Annotated in this window: 13 protein-coding genes; 3 read left to right on the top strand and 10 right to left on the bottom strand. The window is 60.0% G+C overall.

The genetic code is table 11. From position 1 onward, the window contains the following. The 3 genes from NW839_RS12610 to NW839_RS12600 all read right to left on the bottom strand — a co-directional run. The coding region (locus NW839_RS12610) for a low molecular weight protein-tyrosine-phosphatase (protein WP_414380690.1) at positions 1–453 on the bottom strand (453 nt) is incomplete at its 3' end. Positions 454–590: 137 nt separating this feature from the next. Further along, complete coding sequence (gene aat / locus NW839_RS12605; protein WP_414352224.1) at positions 591–1,169, bottom strand: leucyl/phenylalanyl-tRNA--protein transferase; 579 nt, start codon at positions 1,167–1,169, stop codon at positions 591–593. Positions 1,170–1,186: 17 nt separating this feature from the next. Further along, entirely contained in the window at positions 1,187–1,639 is a 453-nt protein-coding gene (locus tag NW839_RS12600) for a hypothetical protein (RefSeq protein WP_414357960.1), read from the bottom strand. 401 nt (positions 1,640–2,040) lie between these two features. Between NW839_RS12600 and purN the strand changes: the two genes are divergently transcribed. Further along, complete coding sequence (gene purN / locus NW839_RS12595; RefSeq protein ID WP_414352200.1) at positions 2,041–2,703, top strand: phosphoribosylglycinamide formyltransferase; 663 nt, start codon at positions 2,041–2,043, stop codon at positions 2,701–2,703. Next, positions 2,700–3,533, top strand: a complete 834-nt coding sequence (locus tag NW839_RS12590) for a PIN domain-containing protein (RefSeq protein ID WP_414352201.1) — start codon at positions 2,700–2,702, stop codon at positions 3,531–3,533. The genes purN and NW839_RS12590 overlap by 4 nt, the downstream gene beginning before the upstream one ends. Positions 3,534–3,987: 454 nt before the next feature. On the opposite strand, the gene NW839_RS12585 is transcribed toward NW839_RS12590, so the two are convergent. From NW839_RS12585 to mrdA, 5 genes are all read right to left on the bottom strand, one after another. After that, positions 3,988–4,869 carry a hypothetical protein gene (locus tag NW839_RS12585; RefSeq protein WP_414352203.1) on the bottom strand — a complete coding sequence of 294 codons (882 nt, stop codon included), beginning with the start codon at positions 4,867–4,869 and terminating at the stop codon, positions 3,988–3,990. A gap of 282 nt (positions 4,870–5,151) precedes the next feature. Beyond that, positions 5,152–5,811: a hypothetical protein gene (locus NW839_RS12580; protein WP_414352204.1), complete on the bottom strand. Its 660-nt coding sequence runs from the start codon at positions 5,809–5,811 to the stop codon at positions 5,152–5,154. Between the two features lie 25 nt (positions 5,812–5,836). After that, positions 5,837–6,970 carry a threonine-phosphate decarboxylase CobD gene (gene cobD, locus NW839_RS12575; protein WP_414352205.1) on the bottom strand — a complete coding sequence of 378 codons (1,134 nt, stop codon included), beginning with the start codon at positions 6,968–6,970 and terminating at the stop codon, positions 5,837–5,839. Positions 6,971–7,005: 35 nt separating this feature from the next. Then, entirely contained in the window at positions 7,006–7,311 is a 306-nt protein-coding gene (locus tag NW839_RS12570; protein ID WP_414352206.1) for an HU family DNA-binding protein, read from the bottom strand. 315 nt (positions 7,312–7,626) lie between these two features. Further along, on the bottom strand, positions 7,627–9,606 hold the full coding sequence (gene mrdA, locus NW839_RS12565) for a penicillin-binding protein 2 (protein WP_414352207.1): 1,980 nt from the start codon (positions 9,604–9,606) through the stop codon (positions 7,627–7,629). 47 nt (positions 9,607–9,653) lie between these two features. Between mrdA and NW839_RS12560 the strand changes: the two genes are divergently transcribed. Next, positions 9,654–10,922 carry a lipopolysaccharide biosynthesis protein gene (locus NW839_RS12560; protein WP_414352208.1) on the top strand — a complete coding sequence of 423 codons (1,269 nt, stop codon included), beginning with the start codon at positions 9,654–9,656 and terminating at the stop codon, positions 10,920–10,922. On the opposite strand, the gene NW839_RS12555 is transcribed toward NW839_RS12560, so the two are convergent. Together NW839_RS12555 and NW839_RS12550 are read right to left on the bottom strand one after the other, a co-directional pair. After that, positions 10,909–11,274: an FHA domain-containing protein gene (locus NW839_RS12555; RefSeq protein ID WP_011432528.1), complete on the bottom strand. Its 366-nt coding sequence runs from the start codon at positions 11,272–11,274 to the stop codon at positions 10,909–10,911. The genes NW839_RS12560 and NW839_RS12555 overlap by 14 nt on opposite strands. Before the next feature lie 117 nt (positions 11,275–11,391). Further along, the gene (locus tag NW839_RS12550; protein ID WP_011432527.1) at positions 11,392–12,228 is read right to left on the bottom strand and encodes an SDR family oxidoreductase; all 837 of its coding nucleotides are present in this window, start codon (positions 12,226–12,228) and stop codon (positions 11,392–11,394) included. Between the last annotated feature and the right edge of the window lie 42 nt (positions 12,229–12,270).

Genomic DNA, 12,270 nt, shown 5'->3' with positions numbered 1-12,270 from the left:
TTCCAGCAAGCCGCTACAGGCATCCCAGAGCAGCTCGATCACGTAATGGAATCCAGCCTCACCCCCGTAGTAGGGATCCGGAACTTCTTCGTCAGAATGAGAGCGGCAATAGCTGCACATCAGGCGCACTTTCTCGGCATATTTTCCGTGGGGATCCAAGCTGAGAATGTCGCGGTAATTTTGTCGATCCATGGCCAGGATCAGGTCGAACTCGCGCAGGTCGGCGGGTTGGATCTGGCGGGCCTTGCCCTGCAGCTCCAGGCCATAGCATCGGGCTGCTTGTTGCATGCGCCTATCTGGGGGGCTGCCGATGTGATAGGCTGCCGTACCTGCCGAGTCGCAGAGAATCGCTTCCGAAAGGCCGCTGCTGCGCAAAAGGTGATTGGTGATGCCTTCAGCAGTGGGAGAGCGACAGATGTTGCCCAGACAGACGAACAGAAGCTTTTGGCTCATGGCAACCTCCCCATCGGATCCCATGTGTGGGCCCACCACAGGATGTATCCGCCTGCAACAGCGGGACGGATTCCCTTTCTATTTTCCACCAAGAGCCGCTGCAATGTTTTGCCGGCGGCTATCGTAACATCGCAGATTTAATTGAACCGACAAGGGATCCCCAGGCATTGCTGCAGCAGCTTCAGGTATTCTTGTCCCTCCATGAGAAAGGCACCAAAACGGGCCAGGTGCGGGTTCATCAACTGAGCGTCGAATAGGCGAAAGCCCCGCTCCCGTAAGTGCTCCACCAACTTCACCAAGGCCACCTTCGAGCCGTTGGGGATGCGGTAGAACATCGACTCGCCGATAAACGCCGCTCCAAGGGCAATACCCAGGATCCCGCCTGCCAAGGTCTCTCCCTGCCAGGTTTCAAAGCTGTGGGCAAAGCCAGACCGGTGCAGAGCTGCGTAAATCTGCTTCAGCTCGGGGCTAATCCAGGTTTGGGGACGAGCGGCACAGCCCTCTACCACCTGCTCAAAAGCGCAGTTCAGCCGCACCTGAAAGCGACCGCTGCGCACCAAGGGCCGCAACGAACGGGGGCAGTGAAATCGCTCATCGAGGGGGATCACCGCGTGCCGGTCGGTGCTGTACCAAGCCAGGGATCCCGTCTCTTCGTCGGCCATCAGAAAGTAGCCTTGGGCATAGCCTGACAGAATGGTGGCCAGATCCACCTGCATTGCCTCAGTTGCGCTCCTCAAGATTGCCATTCTGCAGAGAGGCTGGCAAAATCCCCCCCATTGGCCCTGGGGTGACAATCCACACAGGCGCTCACCCGCACAGGAGTGGGAAACTCCACTTGCAGATGCAAAGCGCGGAAATAGCGAGAATCTGCCAAGCGATAGGGCACCTGTTCCCCCTGTCGCAGGGGCCGGGAGTTGGGCCGCAAATAGCCCCAGGCCAGTTGTAAAGCCACACCGCTCAGGGGCTGGATCTGCTGGCCATAGTGGTTGGGATCCTGCAGCAGCCGTCGCCAGGTTTCGGTGGGCAACACTTGGGCGGGCAACGCCACATGGCAACCACCACAACTGCGCACATATTGAGCCTGCTCCAGTTGGGCTTGAGTCAGGCCCTGCTGGGCTTGTGCTCCCAGGTTCTGCGCTGATCCCGCCAGCAGGGATCCCATAAACCCGGACAGGATGACTACCATGCTCCAGATCCAAAACCGCCGGCGTCGTCGTTGCAAAGGAGCCATGCTCTCACACCCACTGCCCATGCTTTCCCACTCTAGATCAGGTGGCCGCTCGCCACAGTGGGACGGAGTCCATAAGATCCGGCCTCAACTGCTGGGATCGACTTGATCGACTTGGCCTATTTTTGGAGGAGCTTGAGAGATCGCGGATCTCCTGCTGCATTTTCCGCATTTCTTGAGGCATCTCCCGCAGCTCCTCTTGGGCTTGATCCGTGCAGCGCTCGATGGCGCGGGTGCGCCTGTCAAAGCCGGCGACGGTCAAGTTTTTGGATCCCTCTCAAGCTGAACCCGGCCAGAACCAGAGGGGAATCTGTTTGGGTTTAAAATAGCGGGGCTGCAGACTTTCCCGCCAAGCGCTCATGAACCTACCCAGCTTACTCTGGCCGGATCCCGACGGGATCCCAGTGCCCTCTCAACCGGGGATCCTTGGCATTTTGGCTTCCGGCAATGGCAGCAATTTCGAAGCTATTGCCCAAGCCATTGAGGCTGGGGAACTGCAGGCCCAGATTGCTGTGGTCATCACCAACAATCCCAAAGCTTATGTGCGGCAGCGGGCCCAAAAGCGAGGGATCCCTTGCGTCTTGCTCGACCACCGAGACTACCCCTGTCGCGAAGACCTGGATGCAGCTATCCTCCAAGTGCTCTGGCAGCATCACGTGGAATGGGTGATCATGGCCGGGTGGATGCGCCTGGTTACCCAGGTGTTGTTGTCCGCCTACCCGGATCGCGTCCTGAACCTGCATCCTAGCCTGCTGCCCAGCTTCAAGGGCCTGCGGGCTGTTGAACAAGCCCTGAAGTGCGGCGTGAAAATTGCCGGCTGCACTGTCCATCGGGTCACCTTGGAAATGGACAGTGGCCCCATCGTGGCCCAAGCAGCCGTGCCGGTTCTGCCCGAAGATACTGTGGAATCCCTTTACCGGCGCATCCAGACCCAGGAGCACCGCCTCTACCCACTGGCCATCCGCCTCTGCCTGGCAGAGGGATCCCTGCTACCCAAGTCTTCGGGGAAGCTGCACAATTGAGGTTAAGTCCAACGCTGGCGCATCCCATGGCCGAGATCCCGCCTCTCCTCGTCTTCGATAGCCCGGTGATCCTGGCCGGTCGTCTGGCTCTATGGCAAGAGTGGGCTCGATTTGGGGTGTGTGTGCTGCCGCAGGCAGTGATGGCCGAGCTAGAACGCCTGAGCCGGCAGGCTATTGATCCCCAAGAAGAATCGACAGCCCGCGAGTTTTTGCGCCACTGGCCCAGTCTAGGGTTTGCCGTCTCAGAAGCCCGTGCCCTGGTGGGTGGTGCTGGTGCCGGCGATCAGTCCATGAGGGTACGTTTGGAAGAAGCGATTGCCGAATGCGCCTATGCCCTGGCCCAGCAGCAGCCGGGAACGCTGGTGGTTTTGGTCAGCAACGACCGGCCTTTGGTGGGGCGAATTCAGGGTCTGGGTCTCAACAACCTCTGTGCCATCTCTCTGGCAGAGCTGAACCGGTGGATGCGTCAGCAGCAGCGCCCTCAGGCTGTGGTTATGGCTTTGAATCGGTTACCAGGGCCACCCATTCCTGCCGCCCAGTTGACGTCCTCTACCCTCGCTCCACCTGCCCGTCCCTTGAGTTCCTCTCCAGCTTCCGGGAACCCCCCCGCCCAGGCGCGGCAGCGGTCTGGAGCTGCTCAGGTGGGGCCGAGCACAGCCCGCCTCTGGCCCTTTTTGAAAAGCCTACAGAATGCCCTTGCGGTGTTGCTGGCTCTGGTTTTCTTCTCGGCAGCCGGGTTGCTGGCCTGGCGCCTGCTCGATCCAGAAGGAAGTGAAGGGATCTGGCAGCGGCTACCTCTCTCTCGGATCCCTTGGATTCGGGATCTATAGCCAGTTATTCCGAACCAACTTAAGACCCTTTCCGGTCTTCAGCCGGCCGCAGTCATTTTATAGTCGTTTCAGTTATTTCAGGTTAGGGTGAGACTCCTGGGCTGCTGATCGCGCCAGCGGGACGGAGTCCTTGAAAAGCCCTCTGGCCCTGTGCATTTAACGTTTGTTTTAGTGTTGTTTTAGGTGTGAGTGCAGTGTCCTAGTTGGAATGAAACGACCGTAATGAGGAATGAAACTGTTCCGTCGCATTGCCTGGGGGTGGTCGCGGAAGCGGCGTGGAAGGCTTGGGCGGCACCGCTGAGCAGCTGGGAAGCGTCTTAACCTAACTTGAAATGACTACAATGGGATCGACTCCAGCTCTTCTCCCAAGATGGGATCCCTGAAATACAAAGTTTGCTGCCAACCAGGATGAATTGGGTTTTGGCGCAGGTCAGTAGTGACGGGATGGCCAAAGTTACTGCTCAGCAATTGTAACGTTAAAGCCCTTATTTTTCAGGGTTTCCGCATGATAGCGGGCATACTCCAGTTGCTTAAATGCTGCCAACTGCACAAACTTCTGGCCATTCACATCTTTGACAAAGGCCCCATCAGAAACTTCTCGAGCACGTGCCAAGCTCTCATCTCCCGAGTAGGTAGTGAGCACCAAGAAGGTTCCCTCGCCGCGGTTCGGCCCCAGAGAGTCTACGCTGTTGTCGCTTAGGGGCACCACGTTCTGGGATCCCGCAGAAGTAGGCGATGAAGGTTGGGACGGGCGCTCCAGGCTGGCTGCCAACTGCTCCACCGTTTGCAAGCTGGGGGGAGAGGGTTCCTTGGAAGCCAAGGCCAAGTCGGTCTGCAGGCTGTCCAGCAGGTTAGGAACGCCTTGAAGAGGATCCACCTGTACGTCCTTTAAGTCCGGGGTGGCCGTCAAGCCCAGCGCCAGCCGATCCGGATCCAAGCCACCGAAATAGAACTCCTCTCCCACCTGCCCTTCCACCGGTTCCAGTGGGATCAGGGGCAACTGGGCCAGATCCACCTGGGCAGGGATCCCTTCTTCCGCCCTGCTGGCAGCACTTTGGGGCAGGGACAGTTCTTCCGGCCAGATCAGCCAGCGCACCCCAAAGCCAATCCCCGCGCAGGAAAGCACCCACAGCAGCAAGACCCAGAGGGGCGAAAAGGCCCCGGAGGGCCGCGGCATCTCTTCCTCTTCCAAGTCTTCCACCACCTCTTGAATGAGCACAGGTGAAGGGCGCTGTACAGAGCTGGTATTCCCAAGCTGACCTGCTCGTGGGGGCGGGACAGAGTCCATGCGCTGCAAACGCTGCCAGAGGCGGAATCGCTCCAGTTCTTTCAGCACGTCCAAATGCAGATGGCTCAGCGCCTCCTGAAGAGCAAGTTGAGGAACTGGATGTGAATGGGACTGCTGTGCCGGAGACAGGGGTTGGGTAGGGTCTGGGGGAAGCGGAGAAGGACTCATAGACAGCCCACACTCAACTTGATGTAAAGTCGGAGAGCAAACAATGCCGATCCACTGTTACAGCCGGAAACAGCCTAACAGGAGAACCCACCTTGGGAACAAGGATTGCCAGCGCCCCATACCTTGCCATAAACCACCATGCCACAGGGCTATGGCAGTCTTCTAGGGCTTTGCCTCCAGATAGAGGGCACGCACATCTGTCGGTAGGTTCTGAAGCAAGATCTGGCGGGCAGAGGCAACGATGGCATCCACGTCTTCTGGGGCGAGGTAATATCCGTCAGCCTTGAGTTGGTCGGCAATGCGAACCGGTGGCCAGCCAAAGCGATCCCGCAGCAGCAGAATGAAGCGCAGATCCCCCGGCAAGGTATCCAAACCAGCAGTCAAATAACAGGCCAGTGCCGGTGAAAGAGAGGACTTCGCCCCGCCTCTGGTGGAGTCGAGACTGCAAGAAGCTTGAGGGCGGGTGGGGATCCCATCCAAGGATTGGATCAGCTCACGGGTTTGCTCCGCCAGCCAGGGTCGCAGCACAGGATCCCCTTCGCCAGCCGCTTCTTCCACAAGGCTGTGGACATCTAGGCGCTGTAGGCGCGGGTAAAGCCGCAACCAAACCTGCTCTCGATAGGCAGCCCACTGCTCGGGCGGCAGATGTTCGGCAAGGATCCCGTCCACCCACTGGCAGTAGCGGCAAAACAGGCTGATGAAGTAGCGGGCCACCTCCGGCTGCCGTTGAAAGGCCCGCAGCAACTCCAGATCGCTGTAATGGGCCACCCCCCGCACGATAGGGGCGTTGCATTCCGGCCAAAAGGCGGTAGCTTCGGGCATGAGAATTTCTCCCGCAGAAAAATCCCTAGCTATTCTCCAGGATCTCCCGGCAGGCCGATAACAACTGCTCCTGCTCCGCCAAGGTGCGCAGGCCAATGCGCAGGTAGCGATCTCCCAGCTCGGGAAAACTCAGGCAATCCCGCACCAGAATCCGGTGCTGCCGCAACAGCTTTTCCTGAATCTGGACGGCAGAGCCAGGGCAGCGCACCAACACGAAGTTGGCTTGACCAGGCCAGGGATCCCAGCCGGGCAGTGCTTGCAAACCCCTGAACAAATGCTCTCGGGCCACGGGTAGCCAGGCCAAGGTGCGCCGGCGGAAGTCCTCATCGGCCAAAGCTGCCGCCACTGCCACTCCCGCCAATCCGTTGACGCTCCAGGGATCCCGCCACTGTCGCCAGCGCTGCCAGTGATCCGGGTGCCCCACCGCAAAGCCAATGCGCAAGCCGGGCAGTGTGAAGAACTTGGTGAGGGAACGGATGACGATGGTGTTGGGGTGAGCCGCCAGGTGGGGGATCAAGGTTTGGCTGCGGGGCATTGCCGACGGGCTGGAGTTTAAGCTCAGGGTGGGCTCCCCCGGCAAAAAGTCCATAAAAGCCTCGTCCACCACCACCCGGTCGAACTGGGGCAGGAGAGGCAGGATATCTTGCTGCGGGATCAGCCAGCCCGTCGGGTTATGAGGGTTGTTCAGCCAGAGCACCCGGTTTCCCTTGCCTGCCACCGGAAGGGGTTCCTGCAGAAGGGTAAAACCGGCGGATCCCTGGCCGGGGAAAAAAGGCAGCGGCTTGATGGTTACCCCTGCTGCCCGCAGAGCCCGCGCATAATCCCCAAAAGCAGGCTGGGGCAGCCATACCTCCCGCCCTTGCGCATCCCGGGCTGCCCAGGTGAGCAACTCCGCTGCCCCATTGCCCACAAAGATCCACTCAGGATCGACGGCCCAATGGTTGGCCAAACAGATGCGCAAGTCCCGATAGTCGGGATCCGGGTAGCGGCTGATTACAACCGGGTCTGCTGCAGACAGCGCCTGAGTCAGAGCTTGCAAGACCGATTCCGGTGGGCCCAGCGGATTCAAGCTGGCCGAAAAATCCAGAATCTCCTGGGGAGAGCAGCCAGCGATTGCTGCTCCCCAAGCCCAATTGCCACCATGTCGAGGCTGCTCCACGCCCTACCCAGCAGCCGAGTCCCAACCCGGCAAAATTAAGATTTCCCCCCTGCTACTGCTTCGCGGAATGACTTGCCCACCCTAAAAGTGGGGACGATGCTCTCTGGGATCACCATTTTTTGGTTGGTTTTCGGGTTGCGACCTTCCCGCTCTTTGCGCTTGCGAGCCTCAAAGGAGCCGAAGCCCACCAGGGTCACCTTCCCCTTGGGTTCACCGTTTTCATCGCGGGATGCGACCTCTTCGACAATGATCTCCAGTGCGGCGGAAATGACAGCCTCCGCTTCTTTTTTAGTTACATTGGCGCGATGAGCGACGGCATCAACAAGTTCTGCCTTGTTCATCCTGATCTCCTTTTGAGTTAGGCAATAAAGTTAGAGCGTTCCCTGGATCGCGGATTCGCTCAGGCGTTGCAGAGCGGCCACGGCCCAGAGTGTTCTCAGTGTGTGGGAGCGGGGCTTGCCCTGCAATGCGCCAAGGCGCCACTGGCGCGAATGGCAGGATTGTGGCAGTTGAGCTCCAAATCACTGACATATTCTACAGCTAAGTTAGGGCAGAAGCCTGCTGGGCAAGGGGTTTTAGGGGATCTTAACGCAATTTTCTGGGAGACAAGAGACTGCATATACCCAGTTGGCTCGGATCCGACAGAAAGCTAGGGCTCACGACTCGGGTCGGAAGTAGGCCCGCATCACCTCTCGAAAGATGGGAGCGGCCCGTGATCCACCCCCACCGCCGCTGTTTTCCAGAAAGACCACGACCACCAATTCGGGCCGGTCGTAGGGAGCATAGCCAACATACCAAGCGTGGGATCGCCGCGGCGGATCCTCTGCGGTGCCGGTTTTACCAGCCGTTGGGGGAAATCCTGGCCCCAGGTTGGCGTTGCCGCCAGTGCCGTAAACCACGACATCTCGCAGCCCCTGCTGCAGGATCTCCAGGGTGGCAGGGGAAAGACCTACCTTTTGGCGCAGCGGCACAGGGCTTTCCGGGATCACCTGGTGCGAGAGCAAGGGGCGCACCCGCCAGCCCCCATTGGCCACTGCCGCCGTTACCACCGCCATTTGCAGCGGCGTAGCGGTAATAAATCCCTGGCCGATGGACATGTTGACCGTGTCGCCCACATACCAGGGCTCGCGCCAGTGGCGCTGCTTCCACTCAGCATCCGGCACCAGACCCGCGGCTTCCCCTTTGAGGCCAATCCCGGTCAGTTGTCCCAACCCAAAGCGGCGCGACCATTCTTGCAAAGGGGCAGCCTTGGTGCCGAGGGCGATTTGGTAGAAAAAGGTGTCGCTGCTGTAGGCCATCGCCTGCCGGTAGTTCAGCCGCCCGAAGCCGGCCCGGTTCCAGTCCCAAAAGCGCCACCCTCCCACCTGGATGTAGGGGCCGGTCTGCAGCACCGTATTCGGGGGAAAGGCTCCCGACTCAATCCCGGCAGCGGTGGTGATGATTTTGTAGGTGCTGGCGGGGGGATAGGGCCGCAGGCCGCGGTTGAGGAAGGGAAAATCCTGCTGCTGCAGGCTCTCCCACTGGGCTTGGGTGATGCGGCTGGAAAAGAGGTTGGGATCAAAGGTGGGATAGCTGGCCATGGCCAGGATCGAGCCATCGCTGGGATCCATGGCGATCACCGCTCCTTTTTGCTGGCCGAGGGCTCGCTCTGCCGCCTGCTGCAGCCGCACATCCAAAGTGAGCTGCAGGGTGTTGCCCGGTTGGGGCGCTTGTTCCCCCAGCACCCGCAGCACCTCTCCCATGGCGTCCACCTCCACCTGTCGCCCGCCCCATTGGCCGCGCAGATGGCTCTCAAACAATTCCTCCACTCCCATCAGGCCGACAATATCCCCCAGGCGATAGCTGGGATCCGCCCGCAGTTGTTCCTGCGAGATCTCGCCGGTGTAGCCCAGCAGGTGAGCAGCCAAGTCGCCATGGGGATAAAACCGCGCCGTCTCGGCCTCCACCATCACTCCCGGCAGCTCGCGGCTCATCTCCTCCAGTTGAATGACCACCTGGGGGCTGGCGTTGCGCAGGATGCGCAGGGGAAACGGGGAACGATATCCGGCCTGTTCCAGTTTCTGGGCGATCTCCTCGGGGGCCATGTTCAAGTATTCTGCCAACTTGGGGATCATCTCCTGCCAGCGCTGCCGCGACTGCACCAGAGGCCAGAGGAAGACCGAGTGGGACAATCGGCTGCTCGCCAGCAATACGCCGTTGCGATCCACAATGCGTCCGCGTTCTGGCGGCTGGGGCAACAGGCGAATGCGGTTGGTATCGGCCAGCTGGCGGTAATACTGGGTGCGCGCTAGCTGCAGGTAGGCCAGACGGGATCCCAGCCCTCCAAACAGCAGCAGACTGGTCAGCAAGAGCAAGACAACGGCCCGATAGCCCTGCCCCACCGTTTTGGCCGATGCGGATCCCAGCCAGCGAGGGCTACCGCCGTCCGGCAGGGGTGGGGGAAGTACCCGGCGGGGGGCAGGCGGTCTGGAATGGGGGGAGAACAGGGCTTGCGGATCCCGTCCTGCCAAGATGTGGGGGCTTCGCGCGGCGTTGCTGACGGGGTAGAGTTTGGCCATGAAATTGCCAGAAGAATTGCAACCGATACACCCAAAATCGAGAGGAGATGCCCGCTCTCGGGCAGGCAGTCTCAGCATCCATCCAGTATCCCTGGCTGCGGCAAGCCTCGTCCAGGAGTGGCAGCGTGGATAGAGCAGAACAACAACGGCTGCGCCAGGCTGCCTGGCTGATGGTGGGCAATGGCCTGCGCCTGGGGTTGTCCGGGGCCTATTTCATCCTATTGGCCCGTCTGTTGGGGCCGGAAGCCTTCGGGGTTTTCTCTGCCATCTTGGCCTGCAGCAACCTGGCCGCCCCGTTTGGCTATTTGGGCCAATCGGAACTGCTGATCCAGCGCCTCAGCCGGCAGGGATCCCCGACTTGCACCCAGGGGATTGGCCCCAGCTTATGGTTGGCGGGATTGGGCTGTGGGGGGATGGCGCTGGTGTTGTGGCCCCTCTTGAGCGTTTGGCTGGCCGGGACGCCAGCAGCGGTGGTGGGGGTATTGCTTTTGAGCGATCTGCTGTTCATCGCGGTGCCAGAGGTGTACAGGGGGATCCTGATCGGGAGAGAGCAGGCTGCTGGGGTAGCCCTCATCGACACGGGCATGGCGCTGGGGCGATTGGGGGCAGTGTTGTTGGCGGTGGCCTTGGGCTGGGGATCCCTGGTGCAATGGGCTGTTCTGTACGGCCTGATGGTGTTGGTCGTGCTGCTGCTGATCGCGAGGGGGATGGGACGGTGGAGCGAGCCTTCTCTCCCCTTGGCCCTGAGCTGGAGAGATCTGCGGGAACGGCTGACAGCGGGCTGGGACTTTGCGGTGGGGCTGGCCGCGGTGAAAACCTTCACCGATTTGGATAAGCTGCTCTTGCCCCGTTTGGCCTCAGCAGCAGCGGGGGGTCTTTACAGCGCTGCCTATCGGGTGATCAACTTCTCGCAAACGCCGATGATTGCTCTGCTCACCAGCCATTTTGCCGAGCTGTGCCGCCAAGGCCAAAAAGGACTCCCACAAGGCTGGCGCTACGCCTGTCACCTTTCCCCTTGGGTGGTGGGCTACGGCAGTTTGGCCGCCCTGGGGCTGGCGCTGGGATCCTACGGGATCCCCTGGGTGCTGGGATCGGCTTACCGGGAAACGGCCCTCATCCTGCGTTGGCTCAGCCCGGTCATTTTGCTAGAGGGGATCCACCTTTTGCTGTCTCACCTGCTCACCGGGGCAGGGTTGCAAAAGCCCCGCAGCCGTCTGCAACTGATGGCTCTGGGGCTGAATGGGCTTTTGAATGCGGTTTGGATCCCAAGGTGGGGTTGGCAGGGGGCGGCCCTAGCGACCTTGCTGTCGGAGATGGCCTTGGTGCTGGCTTTGCTGCTGTTGATTGGGGGGCGATTGCACGCTCTGCAGAGATCTGGGCCTAGGGAGCCTTAACAATTTTGTAGGTGGCTTTGGCATCGGGGCCAAAGGTGATCACATCCCCCGACTTGAGCTGGTGGGTGGTCAATTTCTGGCCGTTGATCAACAAGCCATTGGTGCTGGGCCGACCCTCCAAATCCCCATCCAAAATGCGGTAGCAATATTCTCCCTCTCGCTCGGCGGGAATCCGCAGCAGCATGGCGTGGTAGCGGGAGGCATACTGAGAGTTGAGACAGATGTCGTTCGCCAAGTCCCGACCGATGAAGTATTTGGCGGATCCCAGCACCTGGGTACGGCGGCCATCTCGGTCTTCCACGATCAAGATGTGCTGGTGGGTACCGGAAGGAGAAGGCACAGATTCAACCATACTTCCGCTGCCAATACCAGTGTTTAACGGTACCTCAAACTATACCCAAGTTTAGCCCTCTTCCTGCTGTTGCTGGGTCTGCAAAACCGCTTATTATCCAGCACCCAAGAACCTGACCTAGCGAGGAACATTCTGGAGCAGTGAGCCGACCCATCCGGGGAAGAGGGTGTAAGCTCCTACCGCCCATTGGGCCATGCCCACCACCACCTCTGACTTGGACTGGCGAGCGGCATCCCAAATGGCTTCGGCAACTTCTTCCGGCTGGCTGACCCAAAAACTCTCCAGCGCCTGTTGCATTTGCTCACGGGCTTTGCCACCTGAGGTTTGGGAGTGGCCATCGGGAGAGGACTCTGGCCCCACCTCATCCAGAAAAATGGCTCGCTTGAGGAAATTGCTGCTGACGATGCCCGGATGGACGCCGATCACCTGGATCCCTTGGGGTTGCAGTTCCAGACGCAGCGCTTCTGTCAGCCCACTGACCGCGTACTTGCTGGCACAATAGGCGCTCATCTGGGGCAGGGGCATTTTGCCGCCAATGGATCCCACGTTGATGATCTGGCCTTTTTTGCGCTTCAACATGTCGGGGAGCACGGCTCGGATGGTGTGGAGGTAGCCCCAAAAGTTGACCGCCATCAAAGCCTGCCAGTGCTCCGGGGTGGTTTGCAAAAAAGGGCCACTCATGCAGATGCCGGCGTTGTTGATCAGGCAATCGATGCGGCCATAGCGTTCTAGGGTTCTCTCCACCAGGTTTTGCACCTGTTCTGGCTGCGTGACATCGGTGGGAACGGCCAAGACCTCGGCGTTGAGGCTTTGCTCTAGGTCGATGGCCGTTTGCTTCAGGGTTTCGGCAGTGCGGGCAGCCAGCGCCAATCGGTAACCCCCACGGGCAAAGGTAAAGGCAGTAGCTCTGCCGATGCCTTCAGAAGCGCCTGTAATTAAAACAACATCGGCCATCCTGCTTCTCCGTAAATCTGGACTGGGATCCCTCTACCTGTT

The organism is Synechococcus sp. R5-15 (assembly GCF_047462035.1).
GTDB lineage: Bacteria > Cyanobacteriota > Cyanobacteriia > Thermostichales > Thermostichaceae > Thermostichus.
Note: the sequence above shows the minus strand (reverse complement) of the source record. Positions and strands in the feature narration are given on the sequence as shown.

Coding starts and splice junctions, on each gene's coding strand:
- mrdA (WP_414352207.1), bottom strand. CDS start 9,606: ATGCTGAGACTGCCTGCCCGAGAGCGGGCATCTCCTCTCGATTTTGGG.
- NW839_RS12600 (WP_414357960.1), bottom strand. CDS start 1,639: ATGGTAGTCATCCTGTCCGGGTTTATGGGATCCCTGCTGGCGGGATCA.
- NW839_RS12555 (WP_011432528.1), bottom strand. CDS start 11,274: ATGGTTGAATCTGTGCCTTCTCCTTCCGGTACCCACCAGCACATCTTG.
- NW839_RS12550 (WP_011432527.1), bottom strand. CDS start 12,228: ATGGCCGATGTTGTTTTAATTACAGGCGCTTCTGAAGGCATCGGCAGA.
- purN (WP_414352200.1), top strand. CDS start 2,041: ATGAACCTACCCAGCTTACTCTGGCCGGATCCCGACGGGATCCCAGTG.
- NW839_RS12570 (WP_414352206.1), bottom strand. CDS start 7,311: ATGAACAAGGCAGAACTTGTTGATGCCGTCGCTCATCGCGCCAATGTA.
- NW839_RS12580 (WP_414352204.1), bottom strand. CDS start 5,811: ATGCCCGAAGCTACCGCCTTTTGGCCGGAATGCAACGCCCCTATCGTG.
- aat (WP_414352224.1), bottom strand. CDS start 1,169: ATGCAGGTGGATCTGGCCACCATTCTGTCAGGCTATGCCCAAGGCTAC.